The 17,513-nt window shown below is 61.8% G+C and carries 12 protein-coding genes and 2 pseudogenes; 13 read left to right on the plus strand and 1 reads right to left on the minus strand.

Annotated elements, in window-relative coordinates:
* Window positions 1-61: 61 nt before the first annotated feature.
* The 9 genes and pseudogenes from G8E10_RS18255 to G8E10_RS18295 form a co-directional block, all read left to right on the plus strand.
* Window positions 62-154 (plus strand): annotated as a pseudogene (locus G8E10_RS18255) (integrase catalytic region); the annotation flags it as partial.
* 1,211 nt (window positions 155-1,365) lie between these two features.
* Complete coding sequence (locus tag G8E10_RS18260; protein WP_167130206.1) at window positions 1,366-1,542, plus strand: hypothetical protein; 177 nt, start codon at window positions 1,366-1,368, stop codon at window positions 1,540-1,542.
* Window positions 1,543-1,742: 200 nt separating this feature from the next.
* Window positions 1,743-2,777 (plus strand): DUF3991 and toprim domain-containing protein, encoded by a 1,035-nt coding sequence (locus G8E10_RS18265; RefSeq protein WP_167130324.1) that lies wholly within the window; start codon window positions 1,743-1,745, stop codon window positions 2,775-2,777.
* A gap of 67 nt (window positions 2,778-2,844) precedes the next feature.
* A complete protein-coding gene (locus G8E10_RS18270) occupies window positions 2,845-3,450 on the plus strand; it encodes a DUF1419 domain-containing protein (RefSeq protein ID WP_110803127.1) in 606 nt (201 codons plus the stop codon).
* Between the two features lie 145 nt (window positions 3,451-3,595).
* On the plus strand, window positions 3,596-8,695 hold the full coding sequence (locus G8E10_RS18275; RefSeq protein ID WP_167130207.1) for an N-6 DNA methylase: 5,100 nt from the start codon (window positions 3,596-3,598) through the stop codon (window positions 8,693-8,695).
* Between the two features lie 319 nt (window positions 8,696-9,014).
* Window positions 9,015-10,736, plus strand: a complete 1,722-nt coding sequence (locus G8E10_RS18280; protein WP_167130208.1) for a ParB/RepB/Spo0J family partition protein — start codon at window positions 9,015-9,017, stop codon at window positions 10,734-10,736.
* A gap of 145 nt (window positions 10,737-10,881) precedes the next feature.
* The gene (locus G8E10_RS18285) at window positions 10,882-11,931 is read left to right on the plus strand and encodes a DUF7007 domain-containing protein (protein WP_167130209.1); all 1,050 of its coding nucleotides are present in this window, start codon (window positions 10,882-10,884) and stop codon (window positions 11,929-11,931) included.
* Between the two features lie 355 nt (window positions 11,932-12,286).
* Window positions 12,287-12,874, plus strand: a complete 588-nt coding sequence (locus tag G8E10_RS18290; RefSeq protein WP_110731010.1) for a hypothetical protein — start codon at window positions 12,287-12,289, stop codon at window positions 12,872-12,874.
* A gap of 282 nt (window positions 12,875-13,156) precedes the next feature.
* Window positions 13,157-14,083 (plus strand): ArdC family protein, encoded by a 927-nt coding sequence (locus G8E10_RS18295; RefSeq protein ID WP_167130325.1) that lies wholly within the window; start codon window positions 13,157-13,159, stop codon window positions 14,081-14,083.
* Window positions 14,084-14,097: 14 nt separating this feature from the next.
* Here G8E10_RS18295 and G8E10_RS18300 read toward each other — a convergent pair whose 3' ends face one another.
* Window positions 14,098-14,274, minus strand: a complete 177-nt coding sequence (locus G8E10_RS18300) for a hypothetical protein (RefSeq protein ID WP_165906875.1) — start codon at window positions 14,272-14,274, stop codon at window positions 14,098-14,100.
* A 489-nt stretch (window positions 14,275-14,763) separates the two neighbouring features.
* Here G8E10_RS18300 and G8E10_RS18310 point away from each other — a divergent pair.
* The 4 genes and pseudogenes from G8E10_RS18310 to G8E10_RS18325 all read left to right on the plus strand — a co-directional run bounded on the left by G8E10_RS18310 (window position 14,764) and on the right by G8E10_RS18325 (window position 17,430).
* Window positions 14,764-15,072: pseudogene (locus G8E10_RS18310) on the plus strand (DUF736 domain-containing protein).
* Window positions 15,073-15,211: 139 nt separating this feature from the next.
* Window positions 15,212-16,267 carry a Fic family protein gene (locus tag G8E10_RS18315; RefSeq protein ID WP_110731022.1) on the plus strand — a complete coding sequence of 352 codons (1,056 nt, stop codon included), beginning with the start codon at window positions 15,212-15,214 and terminating at the stop codon, window positions 16,265-16,267.
* A gap of 385 nt (window positions 16,268-16,652) precedes the next feature.
* Entirely contained in the window at window positions 16,653-16,961 is a 309-nt protein-coding gene (locus tag G8E10_RS18320; protein WP_167130210.1) for a DUF736 domain-containing protein, read from the plus strand.
* Window positions 16,962-17,265: 304 nt separating this feature from the next.
* Window positions 17,266-17,430, plus strand: a complete 165-nt coding sequence (locus tag G8E10_RS18325) for a hypothetical protein (RefSeq protein WP_165906880.1) — start codon at window positions 17,266-17,268, stop codon at window positions 17,428-17,430.
* The last annotated feature ends 83 nt before the right edge of the window (window positions 17,431-17,513 follow it).

The following is a 17,513-nucleotide window of genomic DNA, read 5'->3' on the forward strand; positions in this document are numbered from 1 at the left end:
TCAAGGATGAAGTGCGACTTGCGATAGATAACAGTGGCTTATCAGTTGCAAGGAACGACCCATGAAACGCACCTACTCCCAGATCAATCTGGATGAACGCCGCAAGATCGTGCGCTGGCGTACAGCTGGACTGAGCGTTGACGTCATCCCGCAAAGTTAAAGTGTCCTGTTTCTGCAAAGTTGAATTGTCACACTCTCCGGGTCTGAAGGACGTCTGGGAGATTGCAGATGGGATTGATAGCGATGAGCGAACGCGATCTGCAGCGGATTGAGATTATGTCTAAGGTCATCGCGGGGCGGATGACGCTACTCGTCGTGTGAGCCCTTTCAGCGACATCACGCTGCACGTCCACGTGAGAGTCTCCTGTACGCCACGTATCATATCTGAAAGCCGAGCATGACTAAATGTCGTGGTGCAAGCATGACGATTAGGCGCGCTAATTTTTTGTGCGTATTTCCTAACATGATATCTATCATGAAAACATTTCATTCGTTATTTTCGGATCTGGCCACGGAGCGGTTAGGTCGTCGCCGGGCTAGGGGCCGTGCAAACGTTCCATTGAAGGGAACAGCAGGACGCTATACCATGATGTAAAGAGACAGATTTATGTTGTCACCTCTCGAAAACACATGCCTGCAATGGATTTCGCAGGGTCGGAGTGTCCGTGACATCTCACGGATCACCGGACGAACCATCGCAGAAATCAAGTCTTGTCTGACAGGGGCCGGTGCATCGCCTTGTGTGCCATCGCTGGACGATGCCGATGGGAAGGCAACATTGTCGGAAGGCAAGATTTCAGAAGCGGGTGGTGATCATTAGTCAAGCAAATGGCACTGAACCGTCTACCGAATGGTCTACGGAGCAAGACGCTACGACATTTACCTCACCGAAAGACCAGAGAGTCGAATGTCGCAGACAACAAGGGTAGGTCCACAACGGCCGGCAAGCGAATTCTCTTTTTGGTCGAGGCATTTGTCATCGTGTTTCCGGAGGTAACCGTTCAGCGCGATAGGCATCTTCGTTATGCCGGATGTCGCGCATCCTTCGTCTTCGCGTGAAGGAGGCCATCGACAGTCTGTCTCGGTCGAAGACGGTGCCTCATAAGAGGCTTTTGGAATGCAGTCTGGAAAGGCACCGAGCGAGACGCCGTTCCGCCACGTGAACTGAAATTCCAGCCCTGGCCAACGCCGCTTCTCTTAAATGGCGTCTTGACCCAGATTCGGATCTTCTACGATCAACCCGTGAAGGGTCCGCAGCCACGCTACGGCCTCTTGGCGTTGCCTGCGCGGTGATCGCGCCCGTCTCAGGGCCTTTTCGGAGCCATCGAGCGGGAATTGGCCCGCTCCCGAATGGAGCCGATCACGATGTCGCACGATCTTTCCCTCGCACAGTCCCACGCCTTCCAACTTTCCCGTGATCTGATGGTCCCGGTCACCGTCTTTACAGTCGACGGTAAGTACGGGGTCCTGCCCTCCGACGAGATCGACACAGACGACGACCTCAAGGTCATCCATGAATTTCATCCCTGGGCGGCTCATTAGCCGCCATCGCCGTCCCGGCTGCCGCTTGCGAGCGAGCGGTGGCAAGGAAAGCTTCGCCGCAGCTGTCGAATCCTTTGCAGGATTCATCAATTGCCAGCCGCGCCCTTGCCGCCTTTGCTCTTCGCGCCGGACGGGAAGGTGTCCGCGAAGAGTGCGGAAAAGAAATCAGGAAGGACGATCGCCGGGCGATCGGGGAAAAGATGAAGCGAAGAGATATTGAAGAGATCCGCGAGCGGGTCGGATGCGGAGCCGTTCTGGAAACATCGGGCTTTGCAATCGATGTGAAGGAGAGCACCCGTCGCGCTGTGAAATACCGCCGTGGCGGTGCGATCGTCATCGTCACCCACGATGATCGGGGCTGGTTCGATCCCCTTGGCGACGGCAAGGGCGACGTGTTTTCTCTTGTCGCCCACCTCGATGGTGGTGGCTTCATCGAGGCTTTTGACCGTGTAGCAGGTCTCATCGACTTCCAGTCGGTCGAGCCCGACTGGGCGAAAGCACCAGCAACAAAAACGGCGACTGGGACGATCCATGATCGATGGATCTCGCGCAGGGATCCTTGGCCAGCATCGGATACCTGGCGTTACCTGCGGTTCACGCGCTTCATACCAGCCCGAATTTTGAAGGGTGCCATCAGACAGGGTGTACTTCGGAAGGGGCCTTATGGAAGCATGTGGGCCGGCCATGTCGACGCGGACGGTGACATCTGTGGTTGGGAAGAACGCGGCCCGGACTGGCGGGGCTTTGCGACGGGCGGCGCGAAGGTCCTATTCCGGCTAGGCCCATCCGACGCGCAACGGCTCTGTGTAACGGAAGCCGCCATTGACGCCATGAGCCTCGCTGCGATCGAAGGCATGCGAGAAAGCACTCTGTATCTCAGCACCGGCGGCGGGTGGTCGCCGAACACGGATTTAGCGCTGCGACATCTGGCTCGTCACCAAGACGTGCAACTGGTCGCTGCAACCGATGCCGACCAACAGGGCGAGGCCTATGCGCACCGGCTTCGGGAGCTGGCCGAACAAGCTGGTTGCAACTGGTCGCGTCTGCGACCGCCGGCGGCCGACTGGAATGAGGTGCTGAAACAACGGGAGGAGGGAAGAAGGAAGAGAGAGACGGAAAAGAACAACGTGCCGCATTCGCGCCGCCCGCATCAAGGGAGGCTTCGCCCGGCCTTGCCGGCCCTTGACCCGGGCGGACACGATGCCGGCGGCCCGGGAGAGGTCATGGAGGATTGAAGAGATAAGCATCATGGTCGTGACGACGGTGCTCGCTTCGGTCCGGACGTCTCTCAAGGAGCCGAAAATGAACACCTCTCCCAAAATCCGCAAGGTCTTTCAGGGCGTGGCGACGCGCCAGCAAATGTTCCGCATGTTCGACCGTCACGCCCAGCGGCCGGACCGATGGGCCGACGACGCTTCTCCCCTGTATGCCGGTGAATGGTTCGAGATCACGGATGCCGAGAACGACTATATGTTCGAGATCCTCCCTCCGCTCTGGACCCGAGGATCGATCTTCGCCATGCGCGAGTATCTGACGGGCTCGGTGACATCGGTGTTCTTTACCTTGCGCATCGATGGGGCCATCCGCCACTTCCATGGCTATTGCGATCTGTCCGACCGCTCCGCCATCGAGCATATGCGCGTGGCTATCGTCGAGCGGGAAAGTCGCCCGGTCGGGTCGATGTCCCGCCAAGAACGGCTGGAGCACGTCTGGAGCAGCACGGCTGACGACTATCGGGGTTACGCTGGCGAAAGATGGCCGGAAAGAGACCGTGGGCACCGCACCGTTGTCCTCTACGGCGGCAAGGACGGCACGTTCCTGAAACGGCTCGACGATCTGACCGACGAGGAAATCTCCGCCAAGCTCCCGGTGCATCTGCGGCACCTCCCCTCCTCCATCGCCGCCTGAGCGGACCGACAGTCGCCGTAACCGGTCGCGAATAGCGGCCGAAGTCGTTCACCACCGGCTCGACCGGATCCCCACTTCTCCGCGCTTTTCGAACTGCCCGCGCCGGCAGATCGACGAATTGCGCCTTCATTAGGAGTTTCATCGCATGAGTAGCCATCCCTTTTCACTCGACATCTTCGGGAACACCGCGCTGTCGACCACGCTCGATCTCGGCATCACCGGTCTCAGCGGCCCCGCACCTGAAGCGGCAAACGATGACGAGCCCGATCCGACACCTCCGGCGCCCGCCGCGGCCCTCGTGGCACCAGCTGGTTCGTGCTCTCGCCCGCAGGGTCAGCGTTCCAACTTCTACCTCGATGGCGACCGAGGCCTTGCCGCGTCCTGGAGGGATCGCGCCCGCGCCAATGTCGCGGCCATCCTGATCGCGGAGGCGATCGAACAACAGGAACGGCCGGCCACGCCAAAGGAGCAAGCGCAACTGATCCGCTTCACCGGCTTTGGCGCCAGTGAACTGGCGAACGGAATGTTCCGCCGACCGGGCGAGATCGAGTTCCGCAAGGGCTGGGATGAGGTCGCGGGTTCGCTGGAAAGCGCCGTCTCGCCTTCGGACTACGCATCGCTTGCGCGATGCACCCAGTATGCCCATTTCACGCCGGAAGTGATCATCCGGGCAATCTGGGCCGGGTTGCTGCGTCTCGGCTGGCGCGGCGGTCGCGTGCTCGAGCCTGGTATCGGGACCGGCCTGTTTCCGGCGCTGATGCCGCAGCAAGTGCGGGAAGAGAGTTTCGTTGCCGGGATCGAACTGGACCCAGTGACAGCGCGGATCGCTCGCTTGCTGCAGCCGAAGGCCCGGATCGTCAATGGCGATTTTGCACGAGCGGAGCTTTCGTCGATCTTCGATCTGGCGATCGGCAATCCGCCCTTTTCCGATCGCACGGTCCGCTCGGACCGAGCCTATCGGAAACTCGGGTTTCGCCTGCATGACTATTTCATCGCCCGGTCGATCGATCTCCTCAAACCCGGCGGTCTCGCTGCCTTTGTCACCTCGCACGGAACGCTCGACAAGGTGGACGGCGCGCCGCGCGAGCATATCGCCAAGTCGGCCGACCTGATCGCCGCAATTCGTTTGCCCGAGGGCAGCTTTCGCCGCGACGCCGGCACGGATGTCGTCGTGGACATCGTCTTCTTCCGCAAACGCAAGCCTGGCGAGGAGGCCGGCGACCGCTCATGGCTGGATCTGGAAGAGGTTCGGCCTGCCAGCATTGAGGCGGAACCGATCCGCATCAACCGCTGGCTCGCACGTCATCCCGAGTTTGTTCTTGGCAGCCATGCCACGACGTCCGGCCCCTTCGGCGAAACCTATACCTGCATCGCGCCCGCCGCTCAGGATTTCGAGGCTGCCCTTGGCGCCGCCATCGCCAGTCTGCCCGCAGGCCGCTATGACGGCGAGCCGACGCAAATCGACATCGAACTTGAGACAGAACTTGGCGATATCGTTGATCTGAAGCCCGACACGACCAGGATCCGCGAGGGCAGCTTCTTCGTCGACAAGGCGCACGGCCTCATGCAGATGATCGAAGGGGCGCCGGTGGCGGTGACCACGCGGAAAGGCCGGACAGGCGAAGGCCTGTCGGAAAAGCATGTGCGGATCGTCACCAAGCTGATCCCGATCCGCGACGCGGTGCGCGACGTGCTGAAGTGCCAGGAGGCCGATCGACCCTGGCGCGATGCTCAGGTCCGGTTGCGCATTGCCTGGTCGAGCTTCGTGCGCGACTTTGGGCCGATCAACCATACGATGGTCTCGATCCGGGAGGATACGGAAACGGCGGAGGTGCGGGAAACGCATCGCCGGCCGAACCTGCAGCCCTTTCTCGACGATCCCGACTGCTGGCTGGTCGCCTCGATCGAGGACTACGACCTCGAAACCGACACGGCGAGGCCCGGTGCGATCTTCTCCGAGCGTGTCATTGCACCGCCGGCCCCGCCCGTTATCACATCGGCCGCGGACGCCTTGGCTGTCGTTCTCAACGAGCGTGGCCGCGTCGATGTCGAGCACATCGCCGAACTTCTGCATGTCGAAGCGGCCAAGGTGATCGAAGAGCTTGGCGATGCGATCTTCCAGGATCCGGCCGACGGCGCATGGCAGACCTCCGATGCCTATCTCTCCGGCACGGTGCGCACGAAGTTTGGCGTCGCTCAGGCGGCCGCCGCGCTCGATCCGGTGTTCGAACGAAACGTCCGCGCCTTGAAAGACGTACAACCGGCGGACCTGCGGCCATCCGATATCACGGCCCGGCTTGGCGCGCCGTGGATCCCTGCTGCCGATGTCGTCGCCTTCGTGCACGAGACGATGGGCGTCGATATCCGCATCCACCACATGCCGGAACTCGGCTCCTGGACAGTTGAAGCCCGACAGCTCGGATATAATGCCGTCGGCACCTCGGAATGGGGCACAAGCCGCCGGCACGCCGGTGAGCTGCTGGATGATGCGCTCAACAGCCGCGTGCCGCAGATCTTCGATGTCTTTAAGGATTCCGATGGCGAGCGCCGGGTGCTGAATGTCGTCGATACCGAGGCTGCGCGCGATAAGCTGCAGCGGATCAAGCAAGCCTTCCAGACTTGGGTCTGGACGGATCCAGATCGCACCGATCGACTGGCTCGGATCTACAATGACCGCTTCAACAACATCGCGCCACGGAAATTCGACGGCTCCCACCTGAAGCTTCCGGGCGCGTCTGCCGCCTTTACGTTGTACGGACATCAGAAACGCGGCATCTGGCGGATCATCTCATCCGGCTCCACCTACCTTGCTCATGCCGTCGGCGCCGGCAAGACGATGACCTTTGTCGCCGCCATCATGGAACAGCGCAGGCTTGGTCTGATCGCCAAGGCGATGCTGGTCGTTCCCGGTCATTGCCTGGCGCAGGCCGCGCGCGAATTTCTTGCGCTGTATCCCAACGCTCGCATCCTCGTCGCCGACGAGACAAGCTTTTCCAAGGACAAACGTGCCCGTTTTCTGTCGCGTGCGGCGACTGCGACCTGGGATGCGATCATCATCACGCATTCGGCCTTCAAATTCATCGCCGTGCCGTCAGCCTTCGAGCAACAGATGATCCACGATGAGCTGCAGCTCTACGAGGATCTGCTCATCAAGGTGGACAGTGAGGACCGTGTGTCGCGCAAGCGCCTCGAACGGTTGAAGGAAGGCCTGAAGGAACGGCTCGAAGCGTTGTCGACGCGCAAGGACGATCTGCTGACGATCGCGGAGATCGGCGTTGACCAGATCGTCGTCGATGAGGCGCAGGAATTCCGCAAGCTCTCCTTCGCCACCAACATGTCGACTCTGAAGGGCATCGACCCGAATGGTTCGCAGCGCGCTTGGGACCTTTACGTCAAATCCCGGTTTATCGAGATAAATAACCCGGGTCGCGCACTCGTGCTTGCCTCCGGCACCCCGATCACCAATACGCTCGGCGAGATGTTCTCGATCCAGCGCCTTCTGGGCTACGCGGCGCTTGCCGAGCGCGGGTTGCACGAATTCGACGCCTGGGCATCGACCTTCGGCGATACGACCACCGAGCTGGAGATCCAGCCGTCGGGCAAATACAAGCCGGTCAGCCGGTTTGCGAGCTTCGTCAATGTGCCGGAACTGATCGCCATGTTCAGATCATTCGCGGATGTGGTCATGCCGGAGGATCTGCGCCAGTACGTCAAGGTCCCTGATATCTCGACCGGGCGCCGGCAAATTCTGACAGCGAAGCCGACCCAGGCCTTCAAGAATTACCAAACAGTTCTTGCCGCTCGCATCAAGGCGATCGAAAACCGTGAGGGACCGGCCAAGCCCGGCGACGACATCCTGCTGTCCGTCATCACCGATGGTCGGCACGCGGCGATCGATCTGCGGCTGGTGGATCCGGACAATGACAACGAGCCGGACAACAAGCTCAACCTCCTGATCGAAAACGCGCACCGCATTTGGCAGGAAACCGCAGCGCACACCTATCTCCGCCCGGACGGCAGGCTGTTCGATCTTCACGGCGCTGCACAGATGATCTTCTCCGATCTCGGCACGATCAATGTCGAGAAATCACGGGGTTTCTCAGCCTATCGCTGGATCCGCAACGAGTTGATCCGGCGGGGCGTGCCGGCTTGCGAGATCGCCTTTATGCAGGACTATAAGAAGACCGAGGCAAAGCAGCGCCTGTTTGCGGACGTTCGTGCCGGCAAGGTCCGCTTCCTGATCGGCTCGTCGGAGACCATGGGGACGGGGGTCAATGCCCAACTGCGGCTGAAAGCGCTGCATCACCTCGACGTGCCCTGGCTGCCGTCGCAGATCGAGCAGCGGGAGGGGCGGATTGTTCGCCAAGGCAACCAGCATGACATGGTGGACATATTTGCCTATGCGACGCAAGGCTCGCTCGACGCGTCCATGTGGCAGAACAACGAGCGCAAGGCGCGCTTCATCGCCGCCGCCTTGTCGGGCGACACCTCGATCCGCCGACTGGACGATCTCAGCGAAGGGGCTGCCAACCAGTTCGCGATGGCGAAGGCCATTGCATCGGGGGACGAGCGATTGATGCAAAAAGCCGGTCTCGAAGCCGATATCGCCCGGCTGGAACGCCTGCGCGCAGCACACGACGACGAACAGCATGCGGTTCGCCGTCAGATCCGCGATGCCGAGCGCGACATCGACGTTTCGGAACGCCGGATCACCGAGATCGGTCAGGACATCGAACGCCATGTCCGGACCGAAGGCGATGCGTTCACGATGACGGTGACGGGCGACCTCCATCAGGATCGCAAGATCGCGGGACGTGCGCTGATGAAGGAGATCCTGACCCTCGTTCAGCTTCAGCAAGAAGGTGAAATCCACCTTGCCTCGATAGGCGGGTTCGATCTCGTCCATGACGGCGAGCGTTTTGGCAAAGGTGACGGATACCACTATACCACGGTCCTGCAGCGAACCGGCGCAGACTACGAAATCGATCTCGAAGTGACTGTGACGCCTCTCGGGGCGATTTCAAGGCTTGAACATGCGCTTGACGGGTTCCACGAGGAGCGGGATCGCTATCGCCTTCGGCTTGAGGAGGCCCATCGGCGCCTCGCGTCCTATCGCTCTCGGGAGGGAGGCCGTTTTGCGTTTTTCGACGAGCTTGCGGAGAAGCGCAAGGCCTTGGATGAGGTCGAGGAGGCCCTCGCGAAATCCGCTCGCGACGACACCGAGCCGCATGGTGTTGCGCGATAAAAGGTGTTTGTTTTGCTCATGGTTGTGTGGCTGCGAAGCCGGATGGGCAAAACGGAATCGAAGTGTGAGAGAGAGAAAGGCGGAAAAAACCTCTCGCAGACCAGCCTGCCCGCCGACGCTGACGCTCAACCGTTACCTGCGCATACCGACCACTCGTTCTCGCAGGGCTGTGAGCCCCGCTCGTTCTTCGCGGCAGGGACGCTCGGTGACAGTTGCGCCGGCCCGTCCGCCCTGCGGTTCGGGGGATGTCTTCGAAAAGAATGAAGACAGGAAAGGCTGGCGCCTGGCCGGTCCCCAAAACCCCTAAAGGAGTTCTCCCATGCACATCATCAAGGTCGATCCGCGTTCGCTGAAAGAAAATCTCGACGACGCGCGCCGCTCGACATCATCGCCGCAGTCGGATGCGTTGCTGCTGGCAACGGTGAAAGCCGTCGGCATCATCCAGCCGCCCGTTATTTCGCCCGAACTCGACGGCGGAAATGGTTATGTCATTCAGGCGGGCCATCGTCGCGTCCGCCAGGCTATCGCCGCCGGTCTCGAGGAAATCGACGTCCTCGTCGTTGAGGCCGCCAACGACAACGGCGCGATGCGCTCGATGATCGAGAACATCGCTCGCGAGCCCCTCAATCCCGTCGACCAGTGGCGCGGCATCGAACGCTTGGTCGCACTCGGCTGGACCGAGGAAGCCATCGCCGTGGCGCTGGCCCTTTCCGTCCGCCAGATCCGCAAGCTGAGGCTTCTCGCCAACGTCCTGCCAGCAATGCTCGACCAGATGGCCAGGGGCGACATGCCGAACGAGCAACAGCTTCGGACGATCGCTGCGGCCTCGCTCGACGAGCAGAAGGAGGTCTGGAAGGCGCACAAGCCGAAGAAGGGCGATACCGCGCATTGGTGGTCTGTCGCCAACGCGCTGAACAGAAAGCGGATGTATGCCAGGGATGCAAGCTTCGCCGACGATCTTGCTGCGGCCTACGGCATCGAATGGGCGGAAGACCTGTTCGGGCCGGCCGACCAGGACAACCGCTACACGACGGATGTCGAAGCCTTTCTCGGCGCACAGCAGGAGTGGATGACGAGCAACCTGCCGAAGAAGGGTGCCATCGTCGAGGTTAACAGCTGGGGCCAGCCGGAACTGCCGAAGAAGGCAAGCCAGGTCCATGGCAAACCGGGCAACGGCGACCATACCGGCATGTATCTCGATCGCGAGGGCAAGGTCCAGACCGTCCATTATCGGTTGCCCGAAGGCAAGACCGCCACGGGCCGGTCGGGTGCAACCGGCGATGGGTCGCAGCCTGACGACATGGCGGTCGGCTCGAAGCCACGGCCGGACGTCACCCAGAAGGGCCTGGAGATGATCGGCGACTTCCGCACCGATGCACTGCATGAGGCGCTTGGCCGAGCACCGATCGAGGACGACATGCTGATGGCGCTGCTGGTGCTTTCACTTGCGGGCCTCAACGTGCGGATTGATAGCGGGGCCAACGATCAGGTCTTTGCCCGGGGCCGGTTCGAACGTCACGCGGCCCGCCTGTTTACGGAAGACGGACAACTGTCGTTCGACATCGATACAGTTCGGGTTGCGGCCCGCTCTGCCCTGATCGACGTCCTGTCTTGCCGGCGCGGCATGTCGAACAGCGGCGTCGTTTCCCGCATCGCAGGTGAGGCGATCGGCGCTGATGCCTTCCTGCCGAATATGGGAACGGAGGACTTCCTGTTGTGCCTGTCGCGGCAATCTCTCGAAACCGCGGCAAAGGAAGCGAATGTGCAACCACGTTCGCGGGTGCGCGAAACGCGGGCAGCCCTCGTCGAGCATTTTCAGAACGCGCATCTCGTTCATTCGAGCGCCCTGTTTGCACCTGACGCTGAAGGGGTGACCAGCCTGATCAAAGCCGGTGAGCACAAAATTGCGTCGGATAACGACGAGCTCGAGGACGAGGTGACGAACGGCCCGGACGACGCTGCGGAGGAAGATAACTTCGGCAATGGCGATGAAGAACTCGCTCCCGCGGTTCCTGTAAATTCCCCCAGACGACGCTGTTGAACCGGGTGATGAGCAGGTTTCCGACGAAGACGATGCGGCCTATGGCATCGCCGCGGAATAATCGCCCTCCCTGCATCCGATCTAACCACGCCGCCGGCATTCCCCGGCGGCGTTTTCATTTCCGTTTCCAGAAAGGAGCGAACAGATGACGTCCGCGTCTCAAGTTGAAAACCAAACACCCGCTGCGGTGGGCGAGTACGCCGTCACCTTCGGTGTCAGCGCCGATGGATTTCCCGTAGCCCGCATCGGCGATACCACCCTGGCGATGGTGCCGACGGCCGACGGCAGCGCGGGCTTTCTCGCCAGCGTGTGGCGTTCTAACCGCCCGTTGTCGAATCTGAAGCGGCAAGACTTCCTTGGGCATGAAGCACATCTCGACAGCGAGGCGGGGTTTCGCCCCCGGGTTTTGGAGATAGCCCGGCACAAGACCGAACTCGCGACCCTCCGCCGTGAGCACGTCCGCATGTCCTGCAGCACGCCATGGGGCGCGTCGCAGCATGCAACGATCTATGCCGACGGCATTGTGTCCCACACGACCTCAGGCCATGGCGGCTTCCATCTGTCAGCAGCACGCAACGTCAAAGTCCTTGAAGCGTTGCGAAATGCGTCCGGCTGGTACGAGGAGGATGCGGAGTGGGCCATCGTCGCCCAGACATTTCCCGAGGTGTTCACGACCTATGAGCGGCGTAGCGCGAATGAGACGATCCGCAATACATGGCCGATTGAGTGGGAGAAGATCCATGGTTGCCAGCTGAAGCCGGGCGAGTCCTGGACAAAGGACAAGAAAACCTTCGAGCAGGAACACATTCACGACTGGATAGTGACCTCCGCGATTCGCTCCAGCCACAACGCCGGCATGGTCGAGGTTGTGGCGCGGTGCAGCAGTACCGGCACTGATCGGGTGCAGCGGCAGATTGAGGGACGTGCCGAGCGTCTGACGGTGACCGAGAAGGCGAAGGCCAGCAATCGCACCCACAAGCGATCCGGCGCCCGTTGGACGCGGGCTGACGAAATGCTTTCCAAAGCCACGTCGGCATCCTCACCTTCATGCGGCGCAGGGAACTCGAGGTGCTTGTCCGCAAGCTCGAACGACAGGATCGCGCCATCGCGTTCGTTCGATCGAAGCTCGACATCGGCGGTTTGCAACAGGCGGCGTGAAGCGGACCTTGGATCACTTTCACAGACAGCCGTGTAAGCGGCGGCTCTGGAACGGTCCTGTCCGGAGTTGGCCATCTGTTCCATGGTCGGCTCGGGTGCAGGTCGCGAGCCCGTGCCGGCCTGCCCTTCGTGTTCGTTGCGGTCTGAACCGGCGGCCGGTCGTTTCAAGGCCGCTGGCGCGCCGCGGTGCGGCCGTACCAGCCTTGTTTCTCAAACCAGGCCCGCGGCCTTCGCAGGTGTGCCACCCGCTTGGCCGCAAACCAGATTTGCTCTCTCAGCCGTTCCGGACCTGTGAAAGCGCCCGCCTTCCGCCGGTTCCCTTTGACCGCACCGAAGGGCAGACCGGCATGGGGCCGGAGCCGCTTCGGAGAACCGAAACCAAGGAAACCCACATGGCCAAGCAAGCGACATCCAACCGTTCTTCCGCCCGCATTGTCCAACTCCGCAAGGGCGCCACCGTCGAGATGGTCCGCCTCACCTGCCCTGACAGCGCGCAGGCCCTCAAGATCGCCGAGAGCTTCGGAAACGCCGTCGTTGACAGTGATGGCATCCGCGACGAGCACGAACGTCTGCTCACCGAGAGTGCCGCAAGCCTCAGCGAGGGCCTCGGCGAAAAAGCCATGCAAATCCATCTGCAGCGCATCGTCGGCGCCTTCGTCGGATCGGCGCACGGCGCTGGCCAATTCTACTCCCGCGCAGTCTCCGAGGCGCGTGACGCAACCGCCAAGGCCTCTAACGATGCCCGCGACGAGGATCTTGACGGCCCGGTCGGCTATGACAGTGCCGCCCAGCGCAAGCGGGAATTCGCGGCCGACATGGGCATCCAGGCCCATGCGCTCAGGATGGCGGCCGAGGGTGCGGTTGCCGCCTACGAACAGGTGATCGGCGAGACCTGGAAGCCCTTCGATCGCCCGGTCGAAAACCCCGGCGCCAGTCTCGACCGCAAGGCAGCGGCAGCTCAGATGGACGCTCTCGGCTGAGCCCGCAGGGCGGGGTATCAGTCCCGCTCATTTCTTCCGCCCGCATCGGTCGGTCCCCGTCGGGGCCGGCCTTTTCCATGTCGAAGCTGAACAAGGGAATTACCCGCGGATCTGCGGCCCGTCTCGGTCGGTGGTCCTGCAGGAGCCGGCTTGCCCGCGCAACGGCTTCGCCGTCCTCCTCTTCGTTCCGGCCCTCTGGGTGCGCGCAAAGCCTGTTGCCTCCTGCGTCAGGACCTCCGTGACGGACCGCGATCGGCGCGGTCCAGAAAAGGAGAAATCAAAATGAACAGGAAATCGACCGGAGACCGCAGCGACATCTACACCCGGATTACCGACCGGATCGTTGCCGCTCTCGAGCAGGGCGTTCGCCCGTGGATGAAGCCGTGGAGTGTGGCGAATACGCAGGGGCGCATTTCCCGGCCGCTCCGGCACAATGGCCTGCCTTATTCGGGCATGAACGTGTTGCTCTTGTGGTCGGAAGGGATAGCGCGAGGATTCTCCTCGCCGATGTGGATGACGTTCAAGCAGGCGCTCGAACTTGGCGCCGCGGTGCGCAAGGGGGAGACCGGCTCGACGGTGGTCTTCGCCAGCCGGTTCATCAAGTCCGAGAGCGATGGCCAAGGCAATGAGGTCGATCGTGAAATTCCCTTTCTCAAAGCGTACTCGGTGTTCAACATCGAACAAATCGATGGACTTCCCGATCGCTATTATGAGCAACCGTTGGCCGTTCTCGATCCGGTGGAGCGCATCGACCAAGCCGACCGTTTCTTCCGCAACACGGGTGCCCTGATCAGGCACGGCGGCAGCCAGGCCTACTATTCGCCGGTTACGGACCACATCCAGATGCCGCCGCTCGAGACGTTTCGCGATGCGGCCGGCTACGTGGCAACGCTCAGCCATGAAGCCACGCATTGGACGGCACACCCTGCCCGTGTCGGCCGCGATCTCAGCCGTTACGCCAAGGACATGAGTGAACGTGCGCGCGAAGAGCTGATTGCCGAACTTGGCAGTTGCTTCCTCTGCGCCGATCTTGGCATCGTCCCGGAACTGGAGCCGCGGCCGGATCACGCTTCTTATCTTCAGTCCTGGCTGCGCGTCCTGTCAGACGACCGGCGCGCGATCTTCCAGGCGGCGGCGCATGCGCAGCGCGCTGTGAGTTTTCTTCATGATCTGCAAGGGGCAGCAGAGACTGGGACCAAGGCGGCTTGAAGCCAACCGGACGATCAGTGACGGTTGTCGTCCACACCGGCGGTCGTCGCCTCGACCGGGCCTCGTTCGACGTGGTGGTCATCGTTCAGCGTAAGATCCAGCTTTCCCCAGATCGAGGGCTTGTTGGTATCGGACGCGAGTTTACGGGATGGCTTTCGTTCAACAATGAACGGCTTTGTCTGCTGACGCATGGATCCTCCGGGCGACGATTCGCTGACGAACGATAGCGCGCGGTTTCTTCCGTGCAACCGGCACTTTTCGTGAGACGGGTTTTCACTGGGGTTGGGCTACAATCGACAGATTGTCCAAGGCGGTTATTCCAAAATTGCCACTCTCGAAGCGGCTGAGTGTCGCGACCGCCATAGCAATATTCCTCTACCGCCTGTTTCCGGCGCTCCATGTGCGGGCTCGATGGGGCATGTCTGATCGGAGAGCGGCTGCGCCTCGATCGTCTTCCCGCAACGGCCGTCCGCAACTTTCTTCCCCTGCGAACTGCGTTCGCATTCCTCGCGCGACAACGAAGTTTCTCCCGGCCGCCCTCCATTGCATTGCGGCCCTGTGCCACCCCATCGCGTGATACGCGACGGGGACCCCGGCGGGTGCGGTCCGATCGTCCCCGGTCTTTGCGACTGCCATCGAGGCCGCAATGGCGCGGCCCGAACAAGCAAAGGAACACCACCATGGCGACCATCGGCACCTTCACCTCCACCGAGACCGGCTTCACAGGCTCGATCCGCACCCTCGCCCTCAACGTCAAGGCCCGCATCGCCCGCGTCGAGAACCCCTCCGACAAGGGCCCGCAGTTCCGCATCTAGGCAGGCGCCGTCGAACTGGGCGCCGCCTGGCAGAAGCGCTCCGAGAACGACCGCGACTACCTCTCGGTCAAGCTGGACGACCCGAGCTTCCCGGCGCCGATCTACGCAACCCTCACCGAAGTCGAAGGCGAGGATGGCTACCAGCTGATCTGGTCCCGCCAGAACCGCGACTGAGACATCGAGGCTCCGCCCGCCGGGCAGGGCCTCTTTCCATCCCTCCAGCTCATTCCCATCCCACTATCGGATGAAAATGGATGGAACAATGGATGCTGCTATGCCATACCGTTTCGGATGGAAACGGATGGAACATTGGATGCCGGCTCTCGATCTTTCGACCTTGCGGATAACGCCGGAGATCCTGTCGCTCATCGCGGAGATTGACGAGTTCAAGGGCGCATGGCGTGCCCTTGGCCGCATTGCGCCCGACCGCCTGTCGAGCCTGCGCCGGGTTGCCACGATTGAGAGCATCGGATCGTCGACCCGCATCGAGGGCGCCAAGCTGAGTGACCGCGAGGTCGAACGGCTGCTCGTAAACCTGCGGATCGGCTCTTTCTCCAGTCGCGACGAACAGGAAGTCGCAGGCTATGCCGAGGTGATGGAGACGATCTTCTCGGCCTTCGACGCCATTCCTCTCAACGAAAACCACATCCGCCAGCTTCATCGGGATCTGCTCGGGCATTCGACCAAGGATGAGCGACATCGTGGGGACTGGAAGACGCTTTCCAACAATGTCGAGGCGTTCGACGAGAACGGTGCGAGCCTTGGCGTCGTCTTCGCAACAGCCTCGCCGTTCGATACGCCCGGCCGCATGGCGGAGCTAGTGGCCTGGCAGCAGGCCCAGGAGAAGGATGGGACCTTCCACCCCCTGCTGATCGTCGCCGTCTTCGTCGTAGTCTTTCTGGAAATCCATCCGTTTCAGGATGGGAACGGTCGCCTGTCGCGCGCGCTCACCACCCTGCTGCTGCTTCGGGCCGGCTATGCCTACGTGCCCTACAGCTCGCTCGAAAGCATTGTCGAGCAGAACAAGGAGGCCTATTATCTGGCACTTCGCCGCACGCAAGGCACGATCCGCACGGATCGGCAGGACTGGAATCCCTGGGTCGAGTTCTTCCTGCGCAGCCTGCAGCGTCAGAAGCAGCGCCTCGAGCGGAAGATGGAGCGTGAGCGCATCCTGCTCGGCGATCTGCCGGAGTTGTCAGTGTCGATCCTGGAACTGGCGCGTGAGCGCGGACGTGTGACCGTGATGGACGCGGCCAAGGCAACGGGCGCAAGCCGCAATACCGTCAAGGATCATCTGCGCGCATTGACCGATGAGGGACACCTGACCCTGCACGGAGCCGGTCGTGGAACCTGGTACGGCCTGACTTGAAACCGGTGTGAGAGGAGACGGCCCGCGCACCGGTATCGAAGCAGTCGTCAACTGTGCAGGAACGCCGTGCCATCTTCCTTTCCCGTCTGTTTCCCAGCGCTCCATCTGCGGGCTCGATGGGGCATGTCTGATCGGAGAGCGGCTGCGCCTCGATCGTTTTTCCGCAACGGCCGTCCGCAACTTTCTTCCCCTGCGAACTGCGTTCGCATTCCTCGCGCGACAACAAAGTTTCTCCCGGCCGCCCTCCATTGCATTGCGGCCCTGTGCCACCCCATCGCGTGATACGCGACGGGGACCCCGGCGGGTGCGGTCCGATCGTCCCCGGTCTTTGCGACTGCCATCGAGGCCGCAATGGCGCGGCCCGAACAAGCAAAGGAACACCACCATGGCGACCATCGGCACCTTCACCTCCACCGAGACCGGCTTCACAGGCTCGATCCGCACCCTCGCCCTCAACGTCAAGGCCCGCATCGCCCGCGTCGAGAACCCCTCCGACAAGGGCCCGCAGTTCCGCATCTACGCAGGCGCCGTCGAACTGGGCGCCGCCTGGCGGAAGCGCTCCGAGAACGACCGCGACTACCTCTCGGTCAAGCTGGACGACCCGAGCTTCCCGGCGCCGATCTACGCAACCCTCACCGAAGTCGAAGGCGAGGATGGCTACCAGCTGATCTGGTCCCGCCAGAACCGCGACTGAGACATCGAGGCTCCGCTTAGCCGGCGGGGCCTTCTCCCCAGATTGTGAAGCCGGAGACGGGCGTCGAGCCCGCCTCCGGCTTTTTTTCTTGGCATACGGAAACGGGGGATAGCTGCTCAGATCGGGCGAGGGTGCCGAGACGAAATGACCGCGTCAAGGACGAGCGGTTCCCCCGATTTTGCCGCTACGCAACAAAATCGGCTCCCCCACTCGCCGCCGCTGGCGGTCGCATCTGCGATCCCTGACCCCGCCATCCCGTCTCGCCCCGCGAAATCGTCTTTCACACACTCAAGGAGATGAGACGATGACGATCGAACAACACATCGAAGAACTGCGGGCCGAGTTGAAGAACGCATGCGACGCTGCGGAGCGCCGCGAGATCCAGACCGAGTTGGACCTGGCTCAAGCCGAGTTGGCAATCATCACGGCGGAGCAGGACGGAAGCGTTGATGCCGAGCCGCCCTTCTAAGGGCGGTACCACTCATCCGAAAGGACGTCGGGGCCAACGAAACGAAGATGCAAGGCGTTAGCTCGTCTCCTTGTCGAGCGAGG

This window comes from Ferranicluibacter rubi, from assembly GCF_011603255.1.
Taxonomy (GTDB): domain Bacteria; phylum Pseudomonadota; class Alphaproteobacteria; order Rhizobiales; family Rhizobiaceae; genus Ferranicluibacter; species Ferranicluibacter rubi.

Coding starts and splice junctions, on each gene's coding strand:
- G8E10_RS18280 (WP_167130208.1), top strand. CDS start 9,015: ATGCACATCATCAAGGTCGATCCGCGTTCGCTGAAAGAAAATCTCGAC.
- G8E10_RS18315 (WP_110731022.1), top strand. CDS start 15,212: ATGCCGGCTCTCGATCTTTCGACCTTGCGGATAACGCCGGAGATCCTG.
- G8E10_RS18300 (WP_165906875.1), bottom strand. CDS start 14,274: ATGCGTCAGCAGACAAAGCCGTTCATTGTTGAACGAAAGCCATCCCGT.
- G8E10_RS18260 (WP_167130206.1), top strand. CDS start 1,366: ATGTCGCACGATCTTTCCCTCGCACAGTCCCACGCCTTCCAACTTTCC.
- G8E10_RS18265 (WP_167130324.1), top strand. CDS start 1,743: ATGAAGCGAAGAGATATTGAAGAGATCCGCGAGCGGGTCGGATGCGGA.
- G8E10_RS18295 (WP_167130325.1), top strand. CDS start 13,157: ATGAACAGGAAATCGACCGGAGACCGCAGCGACATCTACACCCGGATT.
- G8E10_RS18285 (WP_167130209.1), top strand. CDS start 10,882: ATGACGTCCGCGTCTCAAGTTGAAAACCAAACACCCGCTGCGGTGGGC.
- G8E10_RS18270 (WP_110803127.1), top strand. CDS start 2,845: ATGAACACCTCTCCCAAAATCCGCAAGGTCTTTCAGGGCGTGGCGACG.
- G8E10_RS18275 (WP_167130207.1), top strand. CDS start 3,596: ATGAGTAGCCATCCCTTTTCACTCGACATCTTCGGGAACACCGCGCTG.
- G8E10_RS18325 (WP_165906880.1), top strand. CDS start 17,266: ATGACGATCGAACAACACATCGAAGAACTGCGGGCCGAGTTGAAGAAC.
- G8E10_RS18320 (WP_167130210.1), top strand. CDS start 16,653: ATGGCGACCATCGGCACCTTCACCTCCACCGAGACCGGCTTCACAGGC.
- G8E10_RS18290 (WP_110731010.1), top strand. CDS start 12,287: ATGGCCAAGCAAGCGACATCCAACCGTTCTTCCGCCCGCATTGTCCAA.